Source organism: Novosphingobium sp. ST904, from assembly GCF_001298105.1.
Lineage (GTDB): Bacteria > Pseudomonadota > Alphaproteobacteria > Sphingomonadales > Sphingomonadaceae > Novosphingobium.
The window spans coordinates 17,151-41,536 of record NZ_LGJH01000124.1; the positions used below are offsets into that span (position 1 = coordinate 17,151).

The following is a 24,386-nucleotide window of genomic DNA, read 5'->3' on the forward strand; positions in this document are numbered from 1 at the left end:
CAATCGCTCCCGGGGCTTGGTTGCGGCGAAAATGAGTCAGACGACTCGTGGTGTCAAGCCGGTTTCAGCCTGCCGCCTGCTGCTGCTGTGCATAAGCGGTAGACTGGTTGAGCAACCGGTTCCAACGCGCATTTTCCGGTGTGCCGGGAGTGCCCACCGCCTTCGCAAAGACTGGATCGGACCCCGCCTTCACCTTCATGGCATCAAGCTCGCCCTGCGCCTCGCGTCCATTCACGCCGAAGCGGCCGGCGCCGCCCGGGTTGATGATGGTATCCTCGGCCAACCCCTCACCAAGGCGGGAGAACATGTCCAGCGCCCGGCTCACACCGTCCGCTGCCGTGCCGCCCTGGTCGATCGATGCGGCTGCCATCGCGTTGCGGATGGCAACCAGGTCGTTCGAATAGAGCCCCAGCGCCCGGATTGCGCCGTTGATAGCCACTTCCTTGGCCTTGGCCTGCGGTCCCTGCGCCTTTACCCATGCCTCGGCCGAGGATTTCAGGTCGGCATCGAACTGGGCCGCCTCGTCCATCTGCAGCCGCACGTACTCTGCCACCAGCCCGTTCATTGCCGGCGCGCACGCCAACCTCCAGCGCCTTGGGCAGCAACTTGCCCAGCAGGCCCTGGTCAAGCGGGATCACGTCGCCCCTTGCATCCTTGACCTCGGGCAGGCTGTAACCGTCTACCGCTTCCGGCACACCGATCGCCCGGTGGAAACCAGCGATTTCCTCAGCGGAAGCACCATCACCGGGCACCTTCACGCGGCCGCTGTCACGAAGCGCCGCCTGGTTGTCCCGGGCCACCTTCACCAGACCGTTCAGATCCTTGACGCCGGTGGATTTCACCCAGTCGCGGTGCGAAGCCGTCTCGCCGTCCGCATCGGCTGACAGTCCGCCCCACCAATCGGGGTCGGCGCCAAGCGAAGGATCGGCTCCGCCCTGCCCGCCATCCGCCGCCGTTGCTCCGCCCTCTCCGGCCGGGGCCGACGATGCACCGCCAAACAGGTCGGACGCACTGCCGAGGCTGCCACCCTCACCGCCGCGCCGGCACCGCCCTCGCCATCAATTGCCATCGTCAATCTCCATGAGTTTCTGGACCGTATTTTCGTCCAGGTTGAGGAAATACTGTATCCGCGCGAACACCTCGCGCCGCCCTTCGCGGCGCGCCATCACCAACGGATCCTTGTCAAAAGTCGAAACCATGGCCCCGCGAAACAGAACTTGCGCAGATCGCCCAGCACCAGCTCGCCCACCGGGTTCACACCGCCTGCAGGATCATCGAACAGCCAGCGGTAAAGACGGCCGGTCGGTATCAGGGTCCGGAACACGGTCTTGTAAACCTGCGAAGTCTTGATTGCCCAGGCACGGACCTGGTTCTGCACGCTGGTCATGCCGCCTCCGAAATCTGCCCAGCCTTCGCCAGGTTGAGCGTTGCTCCCGATGCCTGCTGCAGCAGGTCGGCCTGAAGGACTGCGTTCTGCTGCTCCTGCTCCTGCCGAACCAGCTCAGCCACTTCCTCATCGCTGCGCAGGTAGCTGGGCTTCACGCCCATTTCCTCGGCCATGCCCACCGCGATCGCATCCGCATTCACGCGGTGGCGAACGCGCGGATCGAATTCGTTGAGAACCGGCAGCGCCTGGACATAGCGGAGCGTCTTTGCCGTGCTCTCCGCGCGCGCCATTGCAGCCAGCATGTTCTCGTATTCCACCTGGGGCCAGGCGCCCGCCTCAAGCACTTCCGGTGGGAACGGCTCCAGCTGGTTGTTACGAATACACAGGTCCAGTTCGCGCTGCGAAATCGGGTTCTGCTTTTCGGTGGCGTACTGGCTTGCGAATGGCCGGACGAGAACACCCTGCTTCGCCATGACTTCCAAAACTTCAGTTGTCGTCATGCGGTTATTGGGATCGGTCAGGATCTTGTAGAATTCCTCAAGGAAGTCCGTTCGAATAGTTTCCTGCTCGCCGTTCATCATCTCCATCGCATAGGGCAATCCAGCCTCACCGCCGGGCATGCGATGGACAAGCACATTGCCCGCCTCATCAACCAACCCGGGGTTCATCCCGCCCGGACGGGACACCAGCTTTGTCACCCCGTTGTCGCTGTTGAACAGCAGCGCCGGATCAACAGCCTTGTGCCCTGCCCGCAACGTCGTGTTCTTCATGGCGTTAACGCCGTGAATTGTCGGCATCTGGTCAATACCGGGGGATCGGCCATAGATTTCACCGGCGCTGGTCGTGTTGCGCGAAACCGCGATCGGCATCGAATAGAAACCCCGCCGGCGCAGGTAGATCTTCTCGTCCAGGGCAAGATACCGCGAAACGATTGGCATTCTCCGCCAATCCAACTTTTCGCGATCCCAGTCGGTGTTCGGCACCACCAGGTGCAGGATCTCGAATTCCTCGTGGTCCTTACCGGGGGTTTCCAGCGCCTCGCGCATCTTGGGCGTCAGGCTGTCCTTGTCGAACTCCTGCGCCAGTTGGCGGGCCGTCCGCTTGTAGCAACGGTGCACGGTGTCCACGAGGCCAGCGTAATCGACATCGATGTAGACCTCCGAAAGGTGCAGCGTGCGGTAATACATGCCCCGCCCTGGTCGCCCATCCACCAGCACGGGCGACGTACCGTATCGGCCCAGCTGCCCCCAATCCTCATTCACGGCGGTACCGAAGCCAGTGCGTGCCGCGTGCCGGATGAAGTACATGCGGCGGCTGTTCCGCTCGCACCACAGAGCCACCCGACGGATCTTCATCAGGTCATCGTTGATAAACCTGATCCGGATATAATCCTTTTCCTCGGGCGTCGTGATCGCGACGCCGGCGGCCGCAAAGCGCTTCAATGCCGTGATATGGGTGGTATCGAAGTTTCGCGTGCCACGGATCTGCCCTGGCGTCGTCTGCATGAAGCCGCCCGCGCCGCTGGGGAAACGCTCGTCCACTTCCTGCCAGGTGCCCTCCCACACGCTGCGGATTTGCTTCAGCCGGTCATGGTCGCGGATATCCGCCTTCGCCAGTTCGTCGTCCTGGATCTGCTCGTTCATCGTCTCTCACTCCACAAGGCGGATCGCCCGGCGCAGGCAGGAATAGGAAAAACCGCGCCGGCCATGGGGCCAACCGGCGCGGGGGTGCGAGCGCAGATCAGAAAATCACGTCGCTCGCGAGATTGAAGGTCTGCCCGGCGCCGATCGTCAGCTGCCCACCGCCCTGCCGCTCGCACCAGGCCGAAAGGTCGCCATCAAGGAACAGCGCCCACCCGGTGATCCGCGCGGGCCCGGATACTTCCCAGCTCGCCAGCCCCAGCACGACGCCGGAACTCACGACGCGGAAAGCGGCAGCACCGCCGCTCACGCGCAGCGGCAGGATCGCGACCTCTTCGGTATCGTCCGCGAAGGCCACCACTTCCACCGTCTCGGCAGCATCGATCAATGCCAGCAACGCGGCCTGGTCATCCCGTGAAATCACCGGGAGATCGGCGGGCAGCTTGCGCGCCTTTGCCTGCGGATCCCGCGCGATGGCCTCGGCCAGCTCCGCTCGCGCCTTGGTTGTCTGCCCTTTTTGGGCGGTAAGCTGGCCTTTCAGCGCCTTCGCCTCACCCTGCGCCGCCGCCAGCTGCTCAGCCTGGCCCTTCAGCGCAGCGATCGCCACATCCACGGGATGCTCGCCGTCCTCGCCCTGAACCCTCATGGCGGCCAGCGCCTCGCCCAGTTGATCGATCTTGGCGTGGGCCGGCTCGGCCGCCGCAATCACGGTGTTGGCCTGCGCCAAATCTGCCGCCAGCGCATCCCGCTCGGCGGTCAGCTGGGCCACATCGATCGAACCGGCGCCCACCTGGTCGCCCGACGAATTCTGTTCCTCATTTCCGGACATAGTTCAGTTCCCTTCTCAGCTACCGGGCACGAAGCGGCCCGTCGTTCCCAGCGCCGCTTCGGCGCCGGTAGACCCGTTGATGATGTCGGAAGCCGCGCCTTTCCGGCGGCGCAGCTCATCCTCGTTCTCGATCTGCGCCAGCGCATCGTCGCGGGTCGGCGAAGCCAGCGCCGACGGCGCCTTGCTCTTTCCCGTGAGCCCCAGCAGCCCGCCGACCACACCTCCGACCAGAAACTTCCCCACGCCCTTCAAAACCTTGCCCATCTCAGTAACTCCCGCTGAAAACGTCAAAATCGCTATCGTTCACAAAGACCTGGCCACCCGATCGCGGTCGGCCGCGTATGTCGGAAATGACGTGCTCACCCTCGACAGCGGCGTACTGCTCTGCGTCACAGACATGGGTGTGGATGGTGTCCGCGATTTCCAGGTGCCCTCGCGTACCGCCGCCGCCCGGTATGTCGGCATTGCGATAGCGGTAGCCGCCCAGGTGCCCGCGAATGAGGTGCTTTGCCGATGGGTCCACGGCATATCCGTCGCGCTCGCCCATCGCCCGCCAGATCGCCTCGTTTCTCAAGGCCTGGCGGTTGGTCTTGCCCTTGTAGACCCGGTGACCCAGCCCTTTCTGGAAGGCCAGAACCCAGTCATGCTCGCTATCCTGGCGATCGCGGGCAGACCATGCCGCCGGATCGCCTACGACGCGCAGCATTCCCGGATCGAGATTGGGGAACCGTGCGGCGATCATCGAACGCACCATTGCGCCGGCAGCCGTCGGCCCGATCTTGGCCAGTGTCCTGCCGTCCTCACGAAACATCACCGCCTCGGCCAAAGTGCGAAACTCGCCCATCGACAGCCGCTGACTGGCGACCGCCGCCGCGAACAGGCCCTGGTCAAAGCCCACCAGCAGCGGCAGCCTGGGGTTAAGATCCAGCGGCCGCACATGGGCACGATAATCGAACTGGGGATTGACCGGCTGCCCGTGCTGCATCGGCACGAACTTGTTGTCGATCATTCGCGCCACGTAATCCGGCCGGTGCTTGTTCAGCGCCGCCTGGATCGCGTAATACCCCTTGGGCAGGTTGTGCAGGTTCTCCGCATCGGGCTCGCGGCCACCGGGCTGAAGGAACACTTCCATCAGCGGGCGATCACCCAGAGCTTCCATCAACCCCGGGTCAAGCAGCTCACCGAGGTTCTTCTCGATCGCCAACCCATAGATCCAGTTATCCATGTAGGGCGCGTTGAGCGAAAGGATGATCTGCTGATCGACCACCAGCGAAGGATCGAGATCCGAAGCACGCCCCACACGGCCCGATAGGAACGCAAGCAGGTCAGGCGGCTGCAAATCCGCCTCGTCGATCATCACCGCCACGACTTCCCAGCCACGGCACGCCTCTTCCACCGAACGATCGCCGATCGCGCGAAACTCGATCTCGAAATCGCAGACATCGTTGGGGCGGCCGAACTCGTCATGGCCAAGGATCAGCGTCAGCTTGTGGGTAAACGGCGCCTTCCAGGTGAACTTTCCATCCGTCTCCGGATGAATGCGAAACCAGGAGGGAAGCGTGTTCTTCTCGATGTTCGGGTACGTCTCGCGGATCACGCCTACGCGCGCCTTGCGCCGCAACACGCCGTTCGCATCCCGGCGGCCGCCCTGCCGGGTACCGACACGCCGCAGCGCACGAAGCGCGGTTATCGTCTTGGCAGAGCCGACAGGACCGATGATGATCTTCAGGAACGCCCGGGACAGCAGGAATTGATCCGAGATCGGCCCGGGCGAGTTGAGCCGGCGGATTTCCATTTCAGGCCCGCTCATCGCTCGTCCTCACCGTCAGCGGGATGCGCCACGCCAAGGATTTCGCCGTCGATCATCGCGCCCCGCACGGGACGAACCTCGCCGATTTCCTCCTGGACGATCACACCCCGGATCGTCGCGTCGATCGCCACAGGTTTCTTGCTATGGATGAACGGCATAAGCGCTTCCGCACATCGCGTGCGCAGTGCGGTTGCGGCCTCGTAAGTCATTTCCTCAGTGAGCTCGACAACCCGCGCGCTTTCACCCTTGCCGATCACCTTTTGCCGAACGCGCCGCGATCGGGCCATGTGCACCTCTTCCGGTGTCGACTGCAGCTGCATGAGCGTTACGGCCGGATCCTGGCCGAACTGCGCGATGTACCGCGCGAAATCGTCAGATCGCTTGTTCTTCGCCCCTTTAGGACGACCCCGCCGCGCCTCACGGGCATGGCGCATCACCGTGAGCCCACCGGCATTCGGGCCGAGGTCTTCGCGAGCCTCCGCCAGTTCCTCAGGTGTCAGTGGATCAAGAAGCTCAAGCTGTTCCTGCTCATGCTGTGCCGTCTCGTACAGTGACTTGGCGCCAGCGATCATGCCGTCGGCCTCCTGTTTTCCGCCGGCCTCAGTTGACATGCGCGCCTCCAATCGTACCGTGCAGCCGTCGCCGCGGCTTTCCCCGCACCTCTGCGCCTTCTCCCCGACCCGGTATTTCTATTCGGGCCGCGCGCACGGCAGCCCCCAACCCCGACCCGATCGTGCGCCTCACAGTTTGGCCGCTCTCGCCCAGCTCGCGCACCGGTCCGGGACCGAAGGGGGTAAGGACGATCCAAATTTCGACGCGCTCGTGCGCCGAGGTGCTCGGGGGCTGCGCCGTCGCGATGGGGGCAAGGGGGGGTGCCGAGGGCTCGGCGCGACCCCCCGGGGGCGGTCGAGGGGGTGCCGCGCATAAGCCTGACAGGCATCCGACGATGCACGCGAACCCACGCATTTCCGCGCCTTTCGGCCATGCCTTCCAACATCGCCCTTCCAACACGCGCCGCCGCGACGTGCGAGAACCGCAGAATTCCGCCATTCTGCCCGCTCCTGGTCGCGGCATCGGATCCGCCCAGGTCGAGCCGCTCGATCGGCCCGGCCGAGCCCGCCCCGCCGCCCGCCCGCGCGCCACGCCCGAAAGTTTTCGCCGCCGTCCCGTCAATTACGGTGCTGGAGCGGCCCTGGCCGATGGCGACGGCCAGCCCGGCCGAATATCCGACCGCTATTTTATTGGTTTCGCTAGGTTTTCCGCCATTCCGAGCCCAAGCGGTGGAAGCCGTTCCAGATGGAACCGCCGTGGAACTGCAATGGAACCTCTATCTATATGATTTATATAGATAATGGCTAGCGTTCCACGGTTCCACTATTTGGCGACCCCTCACATGTGTGTGTGCGCGCATACGTGCACACGCGCACATGTACGCGAGGCGCAAAGTGGAACCCGTGGAACCGCTCGAAAAGTCCAGCAATGTCAGTGAGTTGAAGGTTCCGCCACGGTTCCGCACTGGTTCCGCTTGGAACCGCGATCCCTGCCCCGTTCGGGCACCCGGAATGGCCAGCCATGATCTTGGACTGTGAGCGGGCCGGGGTCAACGGTGAGGATGCGCTAGGACGCGCCGCAGCGCTCCCGCACAGACCACAGGGCGCCAGCGGGCCGGGGTAGCGTCGGAAGGAGCGGCCGCGCTCCGCGCCCGCTGCGCGGTCGCTGCGGCCGCACGTCGGCGCCAGGCCGATCGCCTTCATCCCGGCACGCTGCCAGGCGCTCAGCGGGTCGGGGAGCGCATCAGATGAGCGATCGCGCACCGCTTCGGCTTCGCCTCCGCTGCGATCGCAGGCAAGTCCGCGAAGGCGCGGAGAAGTCATTTTCTGCAACCTGTCAAGTCCCTGAATTGGCACGATATTTAGGACCGCAATAGCGGACCTATCTTCCCCGCTCATGCCTCGCCCTCCAACTGCGCTGAAAGCCACTCGGCAAGGCGATCGGGATGGCAGCTCTCGGGCAAATCCTCTTCGTCCAGAACGGCCGACAGAGGCACCAGCACGGCCCGCACGGAAACACCTGGGGAGAACTTCACCTTCACCCCCTCGATCGCCCCCTTGTTGCGCGCCAGGGCCTGCTTCCACACGCCCCCGTTCCACTTGGAGCCTTCGAACAGGCGTCCCAGGCCGTTGTGCTGCCCGGCAACCGCAAGGAAGCCCGGTTCGTCCTTCTGGAAGGCGCTGGTACCCCAACGGGCCGGGGAAACCTTCCCGCCCTCGATCTTCTCCGGATGGCGCACCGCGTTCACCAGCTTGAGGCCCAGCTGGTGCAGGCGCTCGTTCGCCTTCTCCGCCTGGGCGAAAGCACCGCCGTTCTCCACCAGCACCGGCCGCATGGCATGGCTGATGGATCGGCCTATCCAGGTGCCCACGGCCTCACGCTCATCACCGCCGCGCGATTGCACCAGCGAGGTGAGCATGTACTGCACGCAGGCAACATGGTCCGGCGTGGTATCGGTGATCTCGGCCAGGCGCTGCGGCCGGCACTTGTCCGCCCAGAACGCAATTTCCTCGTCGTCCGGCAGCCGGTCCTCGGTGTCGTGGTCGTTCAGCACCACGTCGCAGCCGCCAGCAGCGTGGCGAACTGGTCGCACGCTCGCGGAGAGTGGCCCGCCTCGGTCATTGCCTCGTGGAACTTTAGCTTGGTTTTGCCGAACCGCGCCCAGCCATCGATCATCCGGCGGGTCAGGGCCGCGCCGATCGCCTCGAAATCATACTTCGCCAGGTCCAGCGGCGGCGTGCCGTCCGGGATGGGATCAAGCTCTAGGATGGCGAAGCGGCTGCGGTCCGCAGGCTCCATCGGCGGAATATTGATCGAAGAAAACCAGAAGCAACTTTGCAGCGTGAACTTGGCCGCGTTGTGGTCCGATCCGCCGCGCGTAAGTTCATCGCCGCTGGATGCAATACGCGCCAGCGTGATGACTTCCTGCACGCGGTCGTTATTCTTGCTGGCTTCGAATTCGTCGATCATCACCGGCACGGTCGAATTGCGCAGGCTCTGCCGCACACCGGCCGCGCTGGTATCGGCGGTGCGGAACACGCCGTTGCCGAATACGCGGTGAACCACGCCGTCCTTGCCGTTGAGCGATGACTTGCCGGTCCCGGCGCCGCCGGTCACATAGATATGCGGGCGCCACGGGCTGGCGCCGCCCACCGGCCCCAGCGCGATCGCGCCCAGGGCAAAGCGGGCATCCAATAGCTTGCGCTTGAATTGCCATGTCTGCAGCAGGCCCAGCAGCTGCTCGGCCGCGCCGGTATTGCATTTGTCGTGATGCGGCCGCGCGATCGGCTCGGCCGCCTGGTAGACATAGCGCTCATGCAGACCGGCATCGACATAGAGCCAGTCCTTCACCGACCCGTCCACCCGCTGCACAGGCGTCAGCAGCACATCTCCGCAGTGAAGAACCAGGCCCTCGCCCCGCGCCGGCTTGTGCGCGCCGCGCCCGCGCATGCGCCCGGCAGGATCGAAGATCCCCTTGCGCACGCATTCCTCGATCAGCGCCCGGCTCGCCTCGGCCTGGTCGAAGCCGATCGGCTTGCTCTCCACGATGGTAACCCACTTGCCGTCCACGCGCTCGCGCACCGGCTTGGACCACATCGTCCAGTTCGCCTCCAGCCAGTCAGACTTCGGGCCGAACAGCGCGATCAGCGAATTCTTGCCGTGCCGGTTTCCGGCCTCCAGCCCCACCAGCTGGCCGTTGACGTCGAGGTAATAGCACTTCTGGGATCCATCGATGGAACTCGATATGCCCAGCGCCTTCACCGGGCAGCCCAGCGGGAACATCGGCCGCTCGTATTCCCCCACCTCGGGGCCCACGTCACCGGCCTGCGCGAATTCCGGCGCCGGTTGCGGATTGGCCAGTGCATCCTGGATCGGATTGCTCATAGCGCCGCGTCCCTTGCCGCCGAAGAAGCCCGCCGCGCGGCAGGCCCCTTCGGCAGCGCCACGGGGGCGGGGGTGGGATTACACCCGTGGATCCGGTTGCAGGGGCGGGACTTGAACCCGCGACCTTCGGGACATGACCCCGACGGGCTGCCGCTGCCCTACCCTGCGAAGTGATTTCTGAATGGCTCACGCCGCCCCTTTCCGCTGGCGCGCACGGCTGTTCAGCCACGCAACCAGCCAATCGTTCATGTCTTTCACGGCCTCGCCGTCGTGTTCTTCGGGTGGCATCACCATGCGCACGTCCAGCCCGCGCGCCTGTTGCTGCGCGATGGATCGCTCCAGCTGCTCCTGCGCTTTCAGCTTGCTGTCCCGGTCCGCCACGATCACCAGGCGCCGCGCCGCTGCCGGCAGGCGGATGGCGCCGATGTTGCCCAGCGAAATCGCGGAAATGATCCGCGCGTCCGGCATCATCATCCGCACCACCAGCGCGTCCTCGATCCCTTCCGTCACATAAACCGGCTCGCCCGCAGGCATATCGCGCATGGACTTGCCGCTGGATCCCTTGCTGATCGGGATGAAGCCGCCCCACATCTTGCCCAGCACCTTCTTGGGCTTGGGCACCTGCAGCTTGATCCACGCCATTTCGGGATTGCGGTGCAGATAGGTGCGGTGGGTCGCCACCTGCTCTCCGCTGGCGAGGTAGACGGCAGCCAGCATCGCCGGCACTTCCATCTTCCGGTGCTCGTCCTGGTACCAAACCTTGTCGCGGAACCGCAGGACGCCGGGCCATTCTTCGCAGAACAGCGAACGCCCCTTCAGGTATTCCTCCGCAGGCGTTCCCGCGATCCGCACACCACCCAGGTACAGGCTCTTCGCCCGCTTCGCGGCCTTGGCGCGCTCGGCCGCTGCCTCGTCTTCCCGCCGCTCTGCCCGCTCCTGCGCCTCGCGTGCCCGGCGTGTCCGCTCTTCCGGCGGCAGCAGCGCCGGCTTTCCCGGCTTCCAGTCGTCCACGATGCCCAGGCGGATCTTGGCCTCTTCCACCGCCGCGCGCGCATCTGCCAACCCCAGCTTCAGCCGCAGCAGATCCAGCATGTCGCCCTTGTCTTCGCCGGCGGCGGCATTGCCGTAATCGAACCACTTGCCCTGCTTCGTGCCCGCCAGCTCCACATAGGCACTGTGAGACTTGCCGGTGTCCGCGATGCCGGAAAAGTGCCAGCGCGTGCGGTTGTGGTTGTACTGGCCGTTCGGCAACAGATCCGGCGCCAGCTCGCGGGCCATGCCGTTGATCTTGTCGGCGATCTCGGAGACGGAATACACAGTCATATCCACGCCTTCCGCCGGTCCGCCTTGAAGACGGACGGCTTCCGGCCATCGTGTCAGCGCCAACTCCAACACGAAAGGGACGGTTATGGCTGAAACGAAAGACGACGGTTCGAATTCGACTTACGGTGTCGCCTATAAGATGTGGAAAGACGTTCGCTACACCTACAGCCAGCCCCAAAACCTTGACGAAGATCTTGAGATTTTCATCAAAGTGCCGACGCGCCGTTATCCGGGGCGAACTTCGCTAGAAACCATCTGGTCGCGAGACCAGCCTGAACCATCCTTCCCATCGGCAGCGTTTCCGCCGTTGACGAAGGCCAGCATTCTCCGCGCCTCGTCGACGTTACCGTTGGCGAGGCGCAAGCATTCGAGCGCAACGTACTTTTCGTCGTCAATAGGCCGCATAGAAACGCTCCTTCCTGATGAGTGCTGAAAAAACCCGCCATCAGCCCAGCCCCGCGTTGCCGTCGATCAGCTCGGCGGCGGTGGCGATATCGGTGGCCAGTTTGGCGGCATCCTCGCTGGTCAGCTCAGCCAGCACCACGGCGCCGCGCAGCAGCGCCACGCGCCAGCCATCCCTATCGCGGCGGCCCACGGCATAAATCGTGCCCAGCCCGGCAGTAGCCTCGAACATTCCCGGCCGCTTGTCGAAGTGCTGCCCCCCGCGATCCATCAGGACACCGGGCGTTTGCTATATTTGTTAACCAAGTCGAGAAACTTGGAACATACCAACGACTTGCCCGAAAGCACTCCGCAGGCGGAGCTAACAATCTGGGGGGATTGATGAATATCCACGGCTCAAGCCGCTTCATCGAAGCTGGGGAAAAAAGCGTCCGCCGGAACCTCACCGCCAGTCAGTTCACGCACCTTAGGCATGTAGGTACTATTCGGCCTGCGCCGCCCTCGCTCCCAATCATACCAAACGCTGCGCGAAGTTCCGATCGCATCGGCGCACTGCTGCAACGTCCAACCCTTGGCTTTCCGCCACTTACGCAGGGGGTGAAGATCTGGGTGCTGTTCCATGAGAAGATTAGTAAGCGATACGCTAACCTCTTGACAAGACCGAGTTCGGAAATAGGGCTCTAGGCGTGTCAGCGGAAATCTTACATTTTGTGCCTGTGAGTGAGGCACCAAACCGTATCCGAGAGCTGCGATCGCAGACAAACCCCCGGCTTTCGCAAGAAGCTCTGGGGCAGATGATCGGTGTCTCGAAGGTCACAATCAGCGACTTGGAGCGTGGCGAGATGGCATTGACCGTCGACTACATGCGCCGGATCGCTGACGCGCTTCGCGTTACACCCGCCGACCTACTGTCGCACCGCGACAATCCAGATGCCCTCAACCTTGATGAGCGACATCTGGTAGAACAGTTGCGACAGGCCACCCCCGAACAGCGAGAGCAGCTGCAAAAAGTCGCAGATGTGATAGCCCCTCGGCCATCGTCAGCAACCATCGAAACTTTCGGGACACGCAAGCGCGCATAGCATCCTCTCCATAAAGGAAACGGATATGCGCTGGTTTCGCAGAACACCTAAATCCAGCAAGCCGATTAAAGAACGGCACCCGCTGTCAGGAATGGCGTTCAAGTCGAACGAAGCCTTTTACGACTATCAATCGATGTTTGGCGACACAAAACTCCGCCATGGTCAGCCCTGCTTCGGGCTTGTCATCAAGGATTGCTCCGATCTTGTGCCAACCACACCTCCTGAGCGAGCGTTTCTAATCAGCCTCGCATCTCAAGATGGCGGGATTTCCAAAATTGCCAAGCACAACCAACTCAAGGGGCCCATTCGACCCGGAGACTTGATCGCTTGGGTTCCCCTAACGCAATACGGACCCGAAGAGACCGAATGGGACGGGGCCCTCATTGCACTTTGCGCACCCGAGTTTAACGACAACGGAGTGAAGGTTATAACCTACTTCTGAGAGTCACTAGTTAGCGTATCGCGAACATTTATGATTGACAGAGTTAGCGATTAGCGAACATATAGGCCTCGTTCACACGAACGGAGGCCGCTTTGTCCTTACGTCCCCACATCAATCTGGATACCGCCGAGAACACGGTGGATATCTGGTATCTCCGCCGCCGCCTGGGCGTCACCCAGTTCAAGAGCACCCGGCTCAAGCGCTACCTTTCGCTGCTCATCAGCGAAAAGAGCTTCCCGCCCCCGCTGCCCGCCATGGTCGGCCACGTCCTGCGCAATGACGTAACCGTCACCAGCCAGTGGATCCGCAATTCGGTAGAGGCGTGGCTGGACAACTTCCTGCCCCCTGAGAACGCCGCGCAGGCCGATCAGACCGCCATGCGGGCCGCCGCGCTCGACATGGACGCCAACGCCGGAAACCTCCGCCTCATTCGCGGGGGAAAAGTGGCATGATCGGCCGTGAAACTGCACGCTTGCAGATCCGCAAAGGCCTGATCGAAGCAGGCTTGCCGGCCGCCGACGCCAATCAGATCACCGATGTTGCCATGCACGCGGTTGACCAGGCGATCGACAGCCTGTGCCGGACAACTGATATGCTCAATGGCGGCAATTGGTTCACCTGCCACACGATCGCGCTTCAGGCGCTTCGCGACATCGCCAGCCACCTCCACCAGCAAGCAATCACGGAAGCCAACGCCCTCGGCCTTCAGTACAAGGCTACCACTACCGTTCGCGTGGATACCCGCGCATGATCGCCCGGGGCGCCCGCCGGCCGCAGCGGCCTATCCAGCTTTCGCCCGCTCTGCTTCAGCAGCAGTGCGACGACTTCAACGCCCGGTTCCCGGTCGGCCAGAAAGTCACCGTCCGCAGGGACGACGGCGAAGGCCTCATCACCAACACGCGCTCGCGCGCAGATGTGCTGTCAGGCCATTCGGCCGTGATCTGGCTCGATGGCATTTCCGGATGCTACCTGCTCGATCGCGTCACCCCGCTGACGGAAAACGCGGCATGAGCCCCCGCCGGATCTTCTGGCTGCTGGCGCGCGTCGCCTCCAACGATCCCCGCGCCATCGCGCAGGCCCACCGCCTTCAGGCCGCTGCCGGCGGCTTCGCGGGCGCCGCGATCGGGCTGGCCTTTGCCTTCATCCTGCTTCCGGCGCTGGTCCGGGTGCTGGAACTTGCCGGGTATGGCTGGCGATGAACCGCGGCCTTGCCCTCTACCTGCTGGCTTTGCCGGCGGCTGCGGCGCTGGGCGCCCTGTTCGCCGCGGCGAGTGCCAGCCTGCAGATCGGCAGCTGACCATGTTTCACGATTTCCCGTCTCTGGCGCAGGCAACTCGCGAGGTTCGTCTCTGGAAACGGCGGGGAAAGAAGGTCCGGAGAGCGGCGCGTCAGCGCTCTCCGGATCGACCCAAGAATTCGATACCGTCCAGTCACCCATGCTGGACGGCCGCGCGCCGGCGGAGGCAATCCCCCCCGCCGAAACCGGCGCGCAAACCCTTCACCAGACGCCCCTCGGGTCGCACCAGGGCGGGGGCGCGTTCGCCCCGGTAGCTGATATCCCCCAACCGGCTACCGGGCCGCAGGACGCGCCCCACACAACTTTCGGCGGCGTTCCCGTGCGGGCCATGGAAGATGTCATGGCCTGCCGGGCGCAGCAGATCTTCACGCACGGCCACACGCCCGAGAAGGATCGGGAGGGCGACTTGTGGAGCCCCCGTGAATTCGGCGCGGGCGGCCGCCGCAGCATCATGCGCCAACTGGCGCGGCAGCTGGCCACCGCCACCGAATACGCCAGCCTCGGCCGCGCCAAGCATGACGTCTGCCGCCGCGCCCTCGTGCGCCTGGCCGCGCTCTGCCTCGCCGCGATCGACTGGATCGATGCGGAGGAAGCCGAAGACCAGGTGCAGCCATGAACGGCCGCGACCGGCTCCCGCCCGAAGCGTGGACCATCACCCTCATCATCGCCGGCACATGGATCGCCGCGATTTTCGCCTGAGAGGAAACCATGGCCGAACCTGACACCGAGAAGCTGCGCAAGATCATAGCCGAGATTGACGTGATGCTGGGCGATGGCGTCGAACATGCCGATGTGATCGCTCACCTGGTCGCGGACCATGATGGGAAGCTGAACACCACCAGCCACACCTACACGCTGCGCCTGGCGGGTGTCACCGGCACTTGCACCTATTCCGCCTCCACCGGCCTGCTGGCCAGCTGGCGCCGCAATGCGGAAAAGCGCACCGGCCCGGGGCGCAACACCGATGACGGCAATGTCCAGGGCACGGACGACCGCCTTCGCCTTCTGGTCGAACGCATCGAGCGCCTGGAGGAAGAGGAAAAGGGCCTGAAGGACGACAAGCGCGACGTCTACAGCGAGGCCAAGGCCGTCGGCTACGATGCCAAGATAATCCGCAAGATCATCCGTATCCGGAAAATGAAGCCGGACGATCGCCGCGAGGAGGAAATGCTCCTCGACACCTACAAGTGCGCGCTGGGGATCGACTGATGGCCCTGCCCGAGAACCCCATCAGCGGCGATTACCGCTGCACCAACCCCGGCCTCGACGATCACTGGATCTGCCCCAACTGCTACGCGACGCACACCGGCTCCCTCGAAGACGAGACGGTCGACTGCGCATGCGGAGCGCGCCTGGAGCTGACGATCGAGCAGCAGCCGGTGTGCGTCGCCACCTGCATCGATCCCGAGGAGGACCAGGTCGATGACTGAAGCCACTCCCACGGATGACACCTGGGCAACCGATCTCACCCGCCATAAGCGCGGCGCGATGCTGGCCGCCAGCCTCGCCAGCGACGCCACCACAGAGCTACTGCGCTTCAACCTGGAAGGCCCGATCTGCAACTGGCCATTCGGGGATGCCGCGCCGATCGAGAAGCTGGCTGAAGCACTCCTGCATGCCGGGCGCCTCGAAGTGCAGATCCTCGAAGCCCAGCCCATGGCAACCGAGTACCGCGACGGCCTCGGCCAGCTGGCGGCCGCCTGCGTGAAATTCCTCGAAGACCACTGCAGCGGTTCGCCCGTGCTGCTCGGCGTCGCAGAGGACATCCCCGAAAGCGAGGTTCCCTACTGATGGCACAGCAGCCCGCTCCGAAACTCAAGCTCAACAAACCGCTCGGCCGCCTGCCGGTGCTGCAGTTCCTGCCCCCGTCCGAACTGGCGGTGGATGCCTGCTATCAGCGCTCGGCCGCAGGGGCCGATAGCCAGCTGCTGATACGCCGCATCGCCCAGAACTGGGACTGGGATCTGTGCCTGCCGCTGGTGGTCGCCCGCCGCATCGATGGCGAAACGGAAGCGCACTATGTGATCGACGGCCAGCACCGCCTGGAAGCCGCAAAGCTGCGCGGCGATATCGGCCAGTTGCCCTGCGTCGTGCTCACATATGCCGACGTCGCCCGGGAAGCCGCCAGCTTCGTGAAGCTGAACCAGGAGCGAAAGCCCCTGAAGAAGCTGGACCTGTTCAAGGCCGCACTGGCCAGCGGCAACCCGGAAAGCTGCGCCATCGCCCAGGCCATGGCCGATGCCGGCCTCTCGATCGCGCCCCACGGCAATCACATCGCCTGGAAGCCGGGCATGGTATCGAACATCGGCGGCATAGAGGCAGCCTGGCGCCGGCGCGGCGCGGAACAAACCGCCACGGCACTGCATATCCTCTCGCAGGCCTTCGCCGGCCAGGTGCTGCAATACGCCGGCACCATCTTCCCCGGCATCGCCCTCGTCTGCGCCGTCCAGTACAAGCGGGACGGCAGCTTCACCGGCGACCTGCTCGAAAAGTTCATCACCATGCTGGCTATCCGCAGCCAGGATGACTGGCGCAGCGAAGTTGCCCGCGCCCGCGTGGACAACCCGGGGCTCAACTTTTCGGACGCTGCCGGCGCCGTGATGACCGCAGCCTGGATGCGCGCCAAGGGTAGCCCCCTCGCACCGGCACCAGCCCCCCAGGCGCCAGCGCCGGCACCGTCACCGGCACCCGCGCAATCCCACACGCCGCTGCCCACCACCTCGCCGCGATCGGCCCGGCCCTTCACCGGCAAACGCTGGTGCGACCAGTGCGACCGCAACGTGGACCTGCGCGAAGCCGGCAGCTGCACAGACAAATTCTGCAAGCAGAAGGCGGTGGCCTGATGCGGCAGCCGTTCTCTCGCCCCCGACTGATGAAGGAAGGCCGCGATGCCATCATCGCGGAACGCTTGGGCGGCGGCCCCCCGGCCAAATGCCCTTACCGGCCGCAAAGCCAGAGCCGATCCTACTGGCAACGCGCGCCCGCCGCGCCCAGGACGCAATCGACCGTCTGATGAGGATCGGCAGCTAGCCGTCCGAACACCCACCAGATCCACCGAAAGAGAAGTCACCATGTCAGACAGAAAACCACTCACGCGCGCCGATCGCATCACCCTTGCCATGCAGGCCCACTCTGAACACCGCATCATCCAGCACAATTGGCGAGTTCAAGACAATCAGGGACGCGTACTCGTTTGCGCCCTCGCCGCCTTCGGGCCTGATATCAACTCAGCCAAACACTGCCCCGCAGACTTGATGCCGCAATGGGTTGCCGAGCTTATCCCTGCGATCGACGACGGCATTGCTGCTAACCAAGTGCAATGGTTTTCCGGCGAATTGATCACGCGCGCCCGCAAATGGCACGTTCTGGACGATGCTGCCTGGGAGCGAATCCGCACCGGCTTCATGATCGCTGGCATCAAGCAGGCGATTGCCGCCGCGTCTAAGGCGCAGCCCGATCCCGTGCCGGAATACTGGCAGCAGGTAACCACCGCATGCAACAACGTCATCGAAGCGTTGCAGTCCGGGAAGGATTTAGCGGCGGCTAGGGCGGCGGCTTGGGCGGCGGAAACGGCGGCGGCTTGGAAAGAGATCGCCGTAACCCTCTTCGCCTTGATCGACGCAGAGCTTCCTGCGGAGAACGTTGATGCCTGACGCCTTTAGGATCGGGTGTGCTACGCACTCCCGATCAACCCCCGGCGCTTCAAGGGACGCCACAACTTCCATCTCTAACCTTCGCGTGCAACGCACCCGCAAGAAAGGGTCCGCGATGCCGGGCGGGGCAATCTACGTCGGCCGCCCGACAATGTGGGGAAATCCATTCCAGTCGCGCCGATGGGGCCACGCAAAGAGCGTGATCCTCCACGATCGCTGGCTGCAAGGACTCTCGGCGCCCTCAGCCTGGAACGAATGGACTTCTGCCCGGCCGAGATCGAGGCGCTCTACCGGATGCGCGAGCGGGTTCTCACAGGCCTCCATCACATCGCAGGCCATGCACTCGCGTGCTGGTGCCCGCTTTCAAGCAAGTGGTGCCATGCCGAAACCCTGATCCGCATGGCCAATGTCCATGCCGACTACGAAAAGTTCGCGGCATGACCGCCCCCGATCGCATTCCGCCCCATCACGCCTTCCCGGACGTGTCCTGGATCGACCTGCAGGCAGAGCTGCGCCGCGAACTGGCGCGCCGGCGCGAGGCGTTCCCCGCGATGGTCCGCAAGGGCCAGATGACGGAACAGGAGCGCCAGCACCAGACGGACCTGTTCAGCGCCTTGCTGGAAGACGCCCAGCGCTTCCAGCAGGCCATGGCCCCGCTGGATCAAGGCAAGCCCTGCACCAATCCGCTGAAGCTGCACAAGCTGCACGGCTACACCTGGCACCAGCGCCGCGCGGCGATCACGCGCGAACTGGATAACCGGCACCGGCTCTACCCGCTCTGGATCCGCAAGGGCCAGCTCACCCAGCGCGACGCGGATCTCTTCACCCGCCGCCTCACCTGCATGCGCGCGATCTACGAGCTCGGCTACGACTGGAACCCCAGCAACGGCGCCCGCTGCCACTTCGCCAGCGCCGCGCCCTCCCCGGCCGAACGGGACGCCCGCGAACAGTGGCACATCATCGAAACCGAAATCGCCGCCCGCGACGGGCAGGCACAGGAGGCAATGGCGCTATGAGCTGGCAACCCGACATCGTCATCTATCATGACAAATGTATCGACGGCTTCACCGCCGCCTGGTGCTGCTGGCGCAGGTGGCCCGACGCCGAATACATCGCTCGCAACTACGGGATGGGCCCGGGGCTGGGCGATGCGCGCGGCAAGCATGTACTCATCGTCGACTTCAGCTTCCCGCAGAAAATGCTTGAAGACATGATCTGGCGGCATGGCATCGCCTCGATTGTCATCCTCGACCATCACAAGACGGCAGAGGCCGCGCTGGAGCCGTTCCGCTTCAGGGAGAACGCGCCTGGCACGATAGCACCCGGCGATATCCCCGGTATGCTCCGCGATCTCAATGAGCTCAACGGGCGACCGCCCATTATCGCTCTGTTTGACATGCAACGATCCGGTGCCGGCATGGCATGGGATTTTACGTTCGGTCGCCGGGTCGGACGTCCGAGCCTCATTGATTTGGTCGAAGCGCGCGACCTTTGGCGCCCCGATCGCGGGGAGCAAGCAGATCACCTTCACCTTGCACTGTCATCAGGCAACAAGACGTTCGAGCGCTGGGATGCCGTCGCCGAGGGTCTTTCAAATTTCGTGAACATCGGGGCGTCGATCGCCGCCTACCGCGATAGCCTGATCGAGGAGATCATGGACCGCGCCTGGATGACCGAGATCGATGGCATGCCGGCCGTTACGGTCGATTGCCCGTACTTACTCGTCAGCGAGACGGGGCACAGACTGCTCGCGAAGTTCCCCCAGGCATCATTCGCGGCACTCCGCGTCGCCGGTGAGAACTCCATCACATTCTCCCTGCGGTCGGAGGACCAGCGCGAGGACGTGTCCGCGATCGCTTATAAGTTCGGCGGAGGCGGCCACCGCAACGCCGCCGGCTTCCGCGCCCCGCGCTGACGAGATCCGCGCCGGCCGGTCGCCGGCATCATCACCAGAGGTAGATATGACCGACGCCATCCACCCCGCACCGAAGGAATTCAGTGCGGACCAACTGCAGATCGACCCCATCTTGCGGTACTTCCATTACAGCCATCTGCCGGACAAGCTGCAGGGCGCCTCAAGGCCGTTCTGCGACCTTGCCGGCCACATCGTCGACACGCTTCCCCGCAACCCGGAACGCACCGTAGCTCTGCGCAAGCTGCTCGAAGCGAAGGACGCAGCCGTTCGGGCGAACGTGCAGTGAACACCCCTCATGTCGAGCGCATGATCGTCGAGGCGCGAGAACTGGCAGTCAGAAGCTACGCACTCACCACGTTTCTGGAGGGCCAGGTGTTCAGCACGCTCGAACCCACCGATCAGCAACTGCTCCGCGCCCAGTACGCATCCATGGGCGCCTACCTCACGATCCTGAACCTGCGCATCGCCCGGGCGGGCGCAATCTGAAACCCCAACCATGGCGGGAGCTAGCCTCCCGCCTACACGGCGCGGCGGCCAACTGGGCCCCGCCATGGTCAACCGAGGACCGGCTACATGCCCCAATTCCCCGACATACAGATAGAAACGTTCTCGGCCGCCGTGACGGCCCTGGGCGGCCAGACCGTCACCGCGCGGATCCTGGACGTCACCCCGCGCGCCGTCCGGCGCTGGCTGACCGGCGAACGCCCGCTCCATGATGGCATCATGCGCGAAGTCGGCCGCGCGCTCATCCGCCATGCCGATCACTGCCGCAAACTGGAACGGCAGATCTCGCCCGCCTTCGCCGGCAACCTCACCGAACGCCAGCTTCAGCGCATGGGCAAGCCCGACGCCCGCCGCGCCGATCAGAGGAAGGGCTGACCATGGCCAAGATCCGCATCCCCCTCCTGGTCGGGAAGACCAACAAGGCCGGCATCACCAGCTGGTACTGGCAACCCAGCAAGACACTGGCCGACGCCGGGTGGAAACCCATATCGCTCGGCAAGGATGAAGGCGCTGCCCTTGCGGCCGCGCGCGCGGAAACCGCAAGGTCGAAGAATGGAAGGCCGGCGGTGATCGCCCGGCCGGCATCGACAAAAAGCAGCAGAACGGCACGTTCGGCGCGCTGATCGAACGCTATCGGCGCGAACGGCTGCACGGCGTGAGCGCATCCGGCCGGCCGCTGCTGAAGCCGAACACCGTGAAGACCTACAAGCCCGCCCTCCGCAGGCTTGAGGAATGGGCTGGCAAGCACCCCGTCGCGTTCGTCACCGCCGCCCGCGTCACTGCCCTGCGCAAGGCGGTGGCCCGGCCGATCGCCGATGGCGGCCTCGGCCACGCCGGCGCCCATCACCTGCTGAAAACGCTGCGCCTGGTCATGGCCTTTGCCGAGAGCGAAGACATCATCCCCAAGGGATCGAACCCTGCCACCAGCTTCGGCCTGGGTGCCCCGCCCTCCCGCAAGGTCATCTGGACGCCTGAAGATGACGCCGCATTCGATGCCGCCGCCTATGACCTTGGCCTGCCCTCGATGGCGCTCGCGCGCGAGCTGGCGCTGTTCACCGCCCAGCGTGAAAGCGATCTCATCGCCTTCACCGAAGGACAGCTTACCGAACTGGAGATCTTCGATCGCGGCACGCGCGAACTGCTGGCGGGCGAAGACGGAAAGGTGATGGGCTGGACCTTCGCCCAGGAGAAGACCAGCGACGACGACGCCGACACCTGGATGGAAATCCCGATCGAACCGAAGCTCCTGGTCAAGGTGAACGCCGCCCTGCGCCGCAACCGTGCGCGCGATCGCGCGGCGGAACCGCGCCGCCTGCTCTCCTATGTGATCGTTGATGAGGACAACGACGGGATCCCGTTCAACGAACGCCGGTTCATCCGCCGCTGGAACAAGGTGATAGACCATGCCGTGAAGACAACCGGCCGCAAGAGCATGGAGAACCTGGTCTGGCACGACCTGCGCCGCACCCGCGTCGTCCGCCTGCGCCGGCGCAAGATGCCCAAGGAAATGATCGCGTCGATCACCGGCCACTCCCTCGCCGCGATCGAGGCTATGCTGAAAGTCTACGGCCCGGTAGACCCCACGATCACCGCCGCCGCGATCGCCAGCTCACTGGACACGCCGGCAGCGACGCCGATCGCCGACGAACAGGAGAAGAGCGCGTGACGATTTCGGAAATTGAGAACACGCTGCGGAGCATCCTTTACGGCGAATACTCGTCGCTGCAATTGAGCTTCAATGATGGCAACGGTCCAAACTACATGACCGTCGCAGAATATCTAGACAGCAGCGCACCAGGCTCCGATCCGGAATGGGCCTCGGAAGAGGAAAAGGCGAAGGCCATCGCAACGAATTCAATGTGGATGTTGCAGTGGTACCCGGACACCCCAATAGGGTCTTATACCATTGCGGCGTCTACATTGCCCGCACTCTTCGACCATCTGGCGGCGATGCGCTTTCTGCGCGGATGACGCTCAAGTTTACCACGCCCTTGATCGTTCCAACAAAATCCCCAAATAGGACACATGTTTGAAGGAAATTTCCTGAAAACTGGCGGAAAGCCGTAGGTAGGTAATCTTTCTAGGAAACGACCCATGGTGGACCCGTCACCCACTTCATCAGCATAGAGGACATCGCCCATCCTCGACCTTCCGATGGGCACTGACCTCACCGGGGGCTCTTGTTGTTCCCGCAGCCCCTGACGCGCCGGCATTCATTGCCGGATTTCCGACATGCCGCGAGAGACCTTCGGTGGTATTGTTGCGGCCCGATCATCCAGAAATGGGACTCACGGTGGATTCGTCGCCTCCTCTCTCCCCTACGAGCAAGAAAATCGCGCTGCGCAAATCGCACCGGGCTGCCCGCGCGGAGCATGTCGCCTCGCTGCCCCAGGGCATGCGCGCGCTCGTGCTGAACCGCCCGCCCGCACCGGTCGCGGAAATGATACCGGAGGGACTGACCATCGGCCTTTACGCACCGGTTGGCGATGAGGCACCGGCCTTCGGCTGGGCGCGGTGGCTTTCCGAACATGGGCGGAATATCGCGCTCCCCTGGTTCGCCGCCCGCGAAAGCGCGATGGAATTTCGCGAATGGGCAAACCCCTTCGACGAGGAACAACTCACCCTGGGGCCCTGGGGGGCACTGCAGCCCCTCGCCAGCGCCAAGGCCGTGGTTCCGGCCATCCTCGTAGTGCCGCTACTTGCCTTCACGGCGCAGGGTCATCGGCTCGGCCAGGGCGGCGGCCATTATGATCGCTGGCTCGATGCCAATCCCGACGTTCCCGCCATCGGCCTTGCATGGGATTGCCAACTGGCCGAAACCCTGCCGGTGGAAGCGCACGACCGGATACTGGATGCCGTGGTAACGCCGACGCGGATCTACGAAGGGGAAATCTGACCTTGCGCGAAACACCGACCTGGCGAATCCCGTTCGGCGTATTGGGGCTGCTGCTTGTCCTGTGCGCCTACGGGCTGCTGATAGCGCGCTACGTCGCCCCGCTGATGTCGGATTGGCATGTCCTGCTCCAGACCCCCATCTACCTCTTCATGGGGGTAGTATGGATCATGCCCTTGCGGCGATTCCTGATCTGGATGGAAACCGGGCGCTGGGGATGATTCCCCGGCGCTTTCATTTTTTCCGCATATCGCAGGCAAAAGAAAAGGCCGGGATTTCTCCCGGCCTCTTTCATGATATTGCTTTCCTCTTCCAGTCAAGGAAGTGGCGCGAGTGACGGGGCTCGAACCCGCGACCTCCGGCGTGACAGGCCGGCACTCTAACCAACTGAGCTACACCCGCGTTCTTGCGGTTGCGTCCGCTTGGGAGGCCGCCCTCTATGTCAGCACCGGGTGGCTGTCAACGCACTATTCCAGCCCAAGAGAGATTTTTACGACCACGCCGCGACTAGCCTGTGGACAGTTTTGCCGATGGCGCGATTCAGCCGATGTTTTTGCGATTTTCACCTCTCGAAAACACCTCACGGGTGGGCCGGCCGAAGGAAAACACGCGGAAAAAATTTTGAAACCAGGGCCGATCCACCGCCCTGCCGCGTCCCGTGCAAGACGTCAGGCGTTCCTGCGGGGCTTCTCGTACTTCCAGTTGCGTGTCTTTCCCTCGGCGATCCACTCGGACGCCTGTGCCATACGCTTGTCCCGCGTGGCGGCAGTCTTCGCTTCGGTGATCCATTCAAGATAGTCGCGGCGCTGGGAGGGTGTGAACCGGCCGAAGGCATCCTGCGCCTCAGGCGTTGCGGCCAGCAGGGCCGCAAAATCATCCGGCATCGGTATCTCGGGACGAGGCTTGCGTGTGCCGTCGATCCGGAGTGCGGTACCCTTCTCCAGCACCCGGTCCAGAGCCGCCTGAAGATTCGCGGTCAGCACGGCTTCGTCCGGCAGGTCGGCGATCCCTGTGATTCGCCCGAACTGGCCCATGGCGTCGCCTTGCCGGCCATCGCCATGAATCACGAACGTGCAATGCGCCTTGAACGCCGCCATCCCGGCCACGTTCTTCCCGCTCACCGTGAAGTGCGGCATGCCCCACTTGATCGCCTCCTCCGCGCCGGGAAGCACGCGGTGGGCCAGCGCCCGCAGATGTTCGAGGATAGGGCGGGCAAAGTCCGCGGCTCCCTCGATATAGTCATCGACGCGCGGATCCCTGCCCATTCCCTTTC

Annotated in this window: 36 protein-coding genes, 2 tRNA genes and 2 pseudogenes; 24 read left to right on the forward strand and 16 right to left on the reverse strand. The window is 64.0% G+C overall.

The window, feature by feature from the left end:
* Window positions 1-64: 64 nt before the first annotated feature.
* The 14 genes from ADT71_RS06675 to ADT71_RS35500 all read right to left on the reverse strand — a co-directional run bounded on the left by ADT71_RS06675 (window position 65) and on the right by ADT71_RS35500 (window position 11,948).
* On the reverse strand, window positions 65-553 hold the full coding sequence (locus ADT71_RS06675; protein WP_156336503.1) for a hypothetical protein: 489 nt from the start codon (window positions 551-553) through the stop codon (window positions 65-67).
* A 612-nt stretch (window positions 554-1,165) separates the two neighbouring features.
* Complete coding sequence (locus ADT71_RS06680) at window positions 1,166-1,387, reverse strand: hypothetical protein (protein WP_054435890.1); 222 nt, start codon at window positions 1,385-1,387, stop codon at window positions 1,166-1,168.
* On the reverse strand, window positions 1,384-3,030 hold the full coding sequence (locus ADT71_RS06685) for a portal protein (RefSeq protein ID WP_054435891.1): 1,647 nt from the start codon (window positions 3,028-3,030) through the stop codon (window positions 1,384-1,386). Before ADT71_RS06685 ends, ADT71_RS06680 begins: the two co-directional genes overlap by 4 nt.
* 97 nt (window positions 3,031-3,127) lie before the next feature.
* Entirely contained in the window at window positions 3,128-3,817 is a 690-nt protein-coding gene (locus tag ADT71_RS06690; RefSeq protein WP_156336505.1) for a hypothetical protein, read from the reverse strand.
* A gap of 54 nt (window positions 3,818-3,871) precedes the next feature.
* On the reverse strand, window positions 3,872-4,120 hold the full coding sequence (locus ADT71_RS06695) for a hypothetical protein (protein ID WP_054435893.1): 249 nt from the start codon (window positions 4,118-4,120) through the stop codon (window positions 3,872-3,874).
* A 1-nt stretch (window position 4,121) separates the two neighbouring features.
* Window positions 4,122-5,666, reverse strand: a complete 1,545-nt coding sequence (locus tag ADT71_RS06700; protein WP_132468718.1) for a hypothetical protein — start codon at window positions 5,664-5,666, stop codon at window positions 4,122-4,124.
* Window positions 5,663-6,277: a hypothetical protein gene (locus tag ADT71_RS06705; protein ID WP_054435895.1), complete on the reverse strand. Its 615-nt coding sequence runs from the start codon at window positions 6,275-6,277 to the stop codon at window positions 5,663-5,665. Before ADT71_RS06705 ends, ADT71_RS06700 begins: the two co-directional genes overlap by 4 nt.
* A 1,334-nt stretch (window positions 6,278-7,611) precedes the next feature.
* Entirely contained in the window at window positions 7,612-8,274 is a 663-nt protein-coding gene (locus ADT71_RS06710; protein WP_054435896.1) for a hypothetical protein, read from the reverse strand.
* Window positions 8,265-9,602, reverse strand: a complete 1,338-nt coding sequence (locus ADT71_RS06715) for a hypothetical protein (RefSeq protein ID WP_054435897.1) — start codon at window positions 9,600-9,602, stop codon at window positions 8,265-8,267. Before ADT71_RS06715 ends, ADT71_RS06710 begins: the two co-directional genes overlap by 10 nt.
* Before the next feature lie 96 nt (window positions 9,603-9,698).
* Window positions 9,699-9,770 (reverse strand) — tRNA-Met (locus ADT71_RS06720).
* A gap of 18 nt (window positions 9,771-9,788) precedes the next feature.
* Window positions 9,789-10,994 carry a toprim domain-containing protein gene (locus ADT71_RS06725; RefSeq protein WP_082370191.1) on the reverse strand — a complete coding sequence of 402 codons (1,206 nt, stop codon included), beginning with the start codon at window positions 10,992-10,994 and terminating at the stop codon, window positions 9,789-9,791.
* 156 nt (window positions 10,995-11,150) lie between these two features.
* Window positions 11,151-11,330 carry a hypothetical protein gene (locus tag ADT71_RS06730; protein WP_054435899.1) on the reverse strand — a complete coding sequence of 60 codons (180 nt, stop codon included), beginning with the start codon at window positions 11,328-11,330 and terminating at the stop codon, window positions 11,151-11,153.
* 40 nt (window positions 11,331-11,370) lie between these two features.
* Window positions 11,371-11,598, reverse strand: coding sequence for a hypothetical protein (locus ADT71_RS06735; protein ID WP_054435900.1), 228 nt, complete (start codon window positions 11,596-11,598; stop codon window positions 11,371-11,373).
* Window positions 11,599-11,723: 125 nt separating this feature from the next.
* Entirely contained in the window at window positions 11,724-11,948 is a 225-nt protein-coding gene (locus tag ADT71_RS35500; RefSeq protein ID WP_082370192.1) for a helix-turn-helix transcriptional regulator, read from the reverse strand.
* Window positions 11,949-12,043: 95 nt separating this feature from the next.
* On the opposite strand from ADT71_RS35500, the gene ADT71_RS30130 reads away from it, so the two are divergent.
* The 24 genes and pseudogenes from ADT71_RS30130 to ADT71_RS06845 all read left to right on the forward strand — a co-directional run bounded on the left by ADT71_RS30130 (window position 12,044) and on the right by ADT71_RS06845 (window position 23,334).
* Window positions 12,044-12,409: a helix-turn-helix domain-containing protein gene (locus ADT71_RS30130; RefSeq protein ID WP_255351614.1), complete on the forward strand. Its 366-nt coding sequence runs from the start codon at window positions 12,044-12,046 to the stop codon at window positions 12,407-12,409.
* Between the two features lie 25 nt (window positions 12,410-12,434).
* Complete coding sequence (locus ADT71_RS06740) at window positions 12,435-12,851, forward strand: hypothetical protein (protein ID WP_132468714.1); 417 nt, start codon at window positions 12,435-12,437, stop codon at window positions 12,849-12,851.
* A gap of 92 nt (window positions 12,852-12,943) precedes the next feature.
* Entirely contained in the window at window positions 12,944-13,303 is a 360-nt protein-coding gene (locus ADT71_RS06745) for a hypothetical protein (protein ID WP_132468713.1), read from the forward strand.
* Window positions 13,300-13,602 (forward strand): hypothetical protein, encoded by a 303-nt coding sequence (locus tag ADT71_RS06750; RefSeq protein ID WP_054435903.1) that lies wholly within the window; start codon window positions 13,300-13,302, stop codon window positions 13,600-13,602. Before ADT71_RS06745 ends, ADT71_RS06750 begins: the two co-directional genes overlap by 4 nt.
* On the forward strand, window positions 13,599-13,862 hold the full coding sequence (locus tag ADT71_RS06755) for a hypothetical protein (RefSeq protein ID WP_054435904.1): 264 nt from the start codon (window positions 13,599-13,601) through the stop codon (window positions 13,860-13,862). The genes ADT71_RS06750 and ADT71_RS06755 overlap by 4 nt, the downstream gene beginning before the upstream one ends.
* Complete coding sequence (locus ADT71_RS06760; RefSeq protein ID WP_054435905.1) at window positions 13,859-14,050, forward strand: hypothetical protein; 192 nt, start codon at window positions 13,859-13,861, stop codon at window positions 14,048-14,050. The genes ADT71_RS06755 and ADT71_RS06760 overlap by 4 nt, the downstream gene beginning before the upstream one ends.
* A gap of 417 nt (window positions 14,051-14,467) precedes the next feature.
* A complete protein-coding gene (locus tag ADT71_RS31195; RefSeq protein WP_156336507.1) occupies window positions 14,468-14,764 on the forward strand; it encodes a hypothetical protein in 297 nt (98 codons plus the stop codon).
* 368 nt (window positions 14,765-15,132) lie between these two features.
* Window positions 15,133-15,357: pseudogene (locus tag ADT71_RS33080) on the forward strand (GapR family DNA-binding domain-containing protein); the annotation flags it as partial.
* Window positions 15,357-15,578 carry a hypothetical protein gene (locus ADT71_RS06775; RefSeq protein ID WP_054435907.1) on the forward strand — a complete coding sequence of 74 codons (222 nt, stop codon included), beginning with the start codon at window positions 15,357-15,359 and terminating at the stop codon, window positions 15,576-15,578. The pseudogene ADT71_RS33080 and the gene ADT71_RS06775, both read left to right, overlap by 1 nt.
* The gene (locus ADT71_RS06780; RefSeq protein ID WP_054435908.1) at window positions 15,571-15,939 is read left to right on the forward strand and encodes a hypothetical protein; all 369 of its coding nucleotides are present in this window, start codon (window positions 15,571-15,573) and stop codon (window positions 15,937-15,939) included. Before ADT71_RS06775 ends, ADT71_RS06780 begins: the two co-directional genes overlap by 8 nt.
* Window positions 15,939-16,991 carry a DUF6551 family protein gene (locus ADT71_RS31955; protein ID WP_054435909.1) on the forward strand — a complete coding sequence of 351 codons (1,053 nt, stop codon included), beginning with the start codon at window positions 15,939-15,941 and terminating at the stop codon, window positions 16,989-16,991. Before ADT71_RS06780 ends, ADT71_RS31955 begins: the two co-directional genes overlap by 1 nt.
* A gap of 228 nt (window positions 16,992-17,219) precedes the next feature.
* Complete coding sequence (locus ADT71_RS06790) at window positions 17,220-17,801, forward strand: hypothetical protein (RefSeq protein WP_054435910.1); 582 nt, start codon at window positions 17,220-17,222, stop codon at window positions 17,799-17,801.
* Window positions 17,794-18,012, forward strand: a pseudogene (locus tag ADT71_RS35505) (DUF4326 domain-containing protein); the annotation flags it as partial. The gene ADT71_RS06790 and the pseudogene ADT71_RS35505, both read left to right, overlap by 8 nt.
* A gap of 44 nt (window positions 18,013-18,056) precedes the next feature.
* Window positions 18,057-18,242: a DUF4326 domain-containing protein gene (locus ADT71_RS33085; protein WP_054435911.1), complete on the forward strand. Its 186-nt coding sequence runs from the start codon at window positions 18,057-18,059 to the stop codon at window positions 18,240-18,242.
* Window positions 18,239-18,817, forward strand: a complete 579-nt coding sequence (locus ADT71_RS06800) for a hypothetical protein (RefSeq protein WP_054435912.1) — start codon at window positions 18,239-18,241, stop codon at window positions 18,815-18,817. Before ADT71_RS33085 ends, ADT71_RS06800 begins: the two co-directional genes overlap by 4 nt.
* Window positions 18,814-19,716, forward strand: a complete 903-nt coding sequence (locus tag ADT71_RS06805) for a hypothetical protein (RefSeq protein ID WP_054435913.1) — start codon at window positions 18,814-18,816, stop codon at window positions 19,714-19,716. The genes ADT71_RS06800 and ADT71_RS06805 overlap by 4 nt, the downstream gene beginning before the upstream one ends.
* Before the next feature lie 46 nt (window positions 19,717-19,762).
* Complete coding sequence (locus tag ADT71_RS06810; RefSeq protein ID WP_054435914.1) at window positions 19,763-20,002, forward strand: hypothetical protein; 240 nt, start codon at window positions 19,763-19,765, stop codon at window positions 20,000-20,002.
* On the forward strand, window positions 19,999-20,202 hold the full coding sequence (locus tag ADT71_RS06815; RefSeq protein WP_054435915.1) for a hypothetical protein: 204 nt from the start codon (window positions 19,999-20,001) through the stop codon (window positions 20,200-20,202). Before ADT71_RS06810 ends, ADT71_RS06815 begins: the two co-directional genes overlap by 4 nt.
* A gap of 87 nt (window positions 20,203-20,289) precedes the next feature.
* Window positions 20,290-20,595, forward strand: coding sequence for a hypothetical protein (locus tag ADT71_RS31960; protein WP_197282934.1), 306 nt, complete (start codon window positions 20,290-20,292; stop codon window positions 20,593-20,595).
* A gap of 2 nt (window positions 20,596-20,597) precedes the next feature.
* Window positions 20,598-20,843, forward strand: coding sequence for a hypothetical protein (locus ADT71_RS06825; RefSeq protein ID WP_054435916.1), 246 nt, complete (start codon window positions 20,598-20,600; stop codon window positions 20,841-20,843).
* A 32-nt stretch (window positions 20,844-20,875) separates the two neighbouring features.
* Entirely contained in the window at window positions 20,876-21,886 is a 1,011-nt protein-coding gene (locus tag ADT71_RS06830; RefSeq protein WP_054435917.1) for a hypothetical protein, read from the forward strand.
* On the forward strand, window positions 21,883-22,191 hold the full coding sequence (locus ADT71_RS06835) for a hypothetical protein (RefSeq protein ID WP_054435918.1): 309 nt from the start codon (window positions 21,883-21,885) through the stop codon (window positions 22,189-22,191). Before ADT71_RS06830 ends, ADT71_RS06835 begins: the two co-directional genes overlap by 4 nt.
* 322 nt (window positions 22,192-22,513) lie before the next feature.
* Entirely contained in the window at window positions 22,514-23,116 is a 603-nt protein-coding gene (locus ADT71_RS06840) for a 5-formyltetrahydrofolate cyclo-ligase (RefSeq protein ID WP_231635661.1), read from the forward strand.
* Window positions 23,117-23,118: 2 nt separating this feature from the next.
* Entirely contained in the window at window positions 23,119-23,334 is a 216-nt protein-coding gene (locus tag ADT71_RS06845) for a DUF2842 domain-containing protein (protein ID WP_054435920.1), read from the forward strand.
* A gap of 104 nt (window positions 23,335-23,438) precedes the next feature.
* Here the strand turns inward: ADT71_RS06845 and ADT71_RS06850 are convergent.
* A tRNA-Asp gene (locus tag ADT71_RS06850) sits at window positions 23,439-23,515 on the reverse strand.
* A gap of 266 nt (window positions 23,516-23,781) precedes the next feature.
* Window positions 23,782-24,378 carry a YdeI family protein gene (locus ADT71_RS06855; RefSeq protein WP_054435921.1) on the reverse strand — a complete coding sequence of 199 codons (597 nt, stop codon included), beginning with the start codon at window positions 24,376-24,378 and terminating at the stop codon, window positions 23,782-23,784.
* Between the last annotated feature and the right edge of the window lie 8 nt (window positions 24,379-24,386).

Bases quoted from the DNA above. Each gene is read 5' to 3' on its own strand.
- ADT71_RS06680 (WP_054435890.1), bottom strand. From the start codon at position 1,387: ATGACCAGCGTGCAGAACCAGGTCCGTGCCTGGGCAATCAAGACTTCG.
- ADT71_RS06685 (WP_054435891.1), bottom strand. From the start codon at position 3,030: ATGAACGAGCAGATCCAGGACGACGAACTGGCGAAGGCGGATATCCGC.
- ADT71_RS06695 (WP_054435893.1), bottom strand. From the start codon at position 4,120: ATGGGCAAGGTTTTGAAGGGCGTGGGGAAGTTTCTGGTCGGAGGTGTG.
- ADT71_RS06700 (WP_132468718.1), bottom strand. From the start codon at position 5,666: ATGAGCGGGCCTGAAATGGAAATCCGCCGGCTCAACTCGCCCGGGCCG.
- ADT71_RS06705 (WP_054435895.1), bottom strand. From the start codon at position 6,277: ATGTCAACTGAGGCCGGCGGAAAACAGGAGGCCGACGGCATGATCGCT.
- ADT71_RS06715 (WP_054435897.1), bottom strand. From the start codon at position 9,602: ATGAGCAATCCGATCCAGGATGCACTGGCCAATCCGCAACCGGCGCCG.
- ADT71_RS06730 (WP_054435899.1), bottom strand. From the start codon at position 11,330: ATGCGGCCTATTGACGACGAAAAGTACGTTGCGCTCGAATGCTTGCGC.
- ADT71_RS06735 (WP_054435900.1), bottom strand. From the start codon at position 11,598: ATGGATCGCGGGGGGCAGCACTTCGACAAGCGGCCGGGAATGTTCGAG.
- ADT71_RS35500 (WP_082370192.1), bottom strand. From the start codon at position 11,948: ATGGAACAGCACCCAGATCTTCACCCCCTGCGTAAGTGGCGGAAAGCC.
- ADT71_RS06740 (WP_132468714.1), top strand. From the start codon at position 12,435: ATGCGCTGGTTTCGCAGAACACCTAAATCCAGCAAGCCGATTAAAGAA.
- ADT71_RS06750 (WP_054435903.1), top strand. From the start codon at position 13,300: ATGATCGGCCGTGAAACTGCACGCTTGCAGATCCGCAAAGGCCTGATC.
- ADT71_RS06755 (WP_054435904.1), top strand. From the start codon at position 13,599: ATGATCGCCCGGGGCGCCCGCCGGCCGCAGCGGCCTATCCAGCTTTCG.
- ADT71_RS06760 (WP_054435905.1), top strand. From the start codon at position 13,859: ATGAGCCCCCGCCGGATCTTCTGGCTGCTGGCGCGCGTCGCCTCCAAC.
- ADT71_RS06775 (WP_054435907.1), top strand. From the start codon at position 15,357: ATGGCCCTGCCCGAGAACCCCATCAGCGGCGATTACCGCTGCACCAAC.
- ADT71_RS06780 (WP_054435908.1), top strand. From the start codon at position 15,571: ATGACTGAAGCCACTCCCACGGATGACACCTGGGCAACCGATCTCACC.
- ADT71_RS31955 (WP_054435909.1), top strand. From the start codon at position 15,939: ATGGCACAGCAGCCCGCTCCGAAACTCAAGCTCAACAAACCGCTCGGC.
- ADT71_RS06790 (WP_054435910.1), top strand. From the start codon at position 17,220: ATGTCAGACAGAAAACCACTCACGCGCGCCGATCGCATCACCCTTGCC.
- ADT71_RS33085 (WP_054435911.1), top strand. From the start codon at position 18,057: ATGGACTTCTGCCCGGCCGAGATCGAGGCGCTCTACCGGATGCGCGAG.
- ADT71_RS06800 (WP_054435912.1), top strand. From the start codon at position 18,239: ATGACCGCCCCCGATCGCATTCCGCCCCATCACGCCTTCCCGGACGTG.
- ADT71_RS06805 (WP_054435913.1), top strand. From the start codon at position 18,814: ATGAGCTGGCAACCCGACATCGTCATCTATCATGACAAATGTATCGAC.
- ADT71_RS06810 (WP_054435914.1), top strand. From the start codon at position 19,763: ATGACCGACGCCATCCACCCCGCACCGAAGGAATTCAGTGCGGACCAA.
- ADT71_RS31960 (WP_197282934.1), top strand. From the start codon at position 20,290: ATGCCCCAATTCCCCGACATACAGATAGAAACGTTCTCGGCCGCCGTG.
- ADT71_RS06825 (WP_054435916.1), top strand. From the start codon at position 20,598: ATGGCCAAGATCCGCATCCCCCTCCTGGTCGGGAAGACCAACAAGGCC.
- ADT71_RS06855 (WP_054435921.1), bottom strand. From the start codon at position 24,378: ATGGGCAGGGATCCGCGCGTCGATGACTATATCGAGGGAGCCGCGGAC.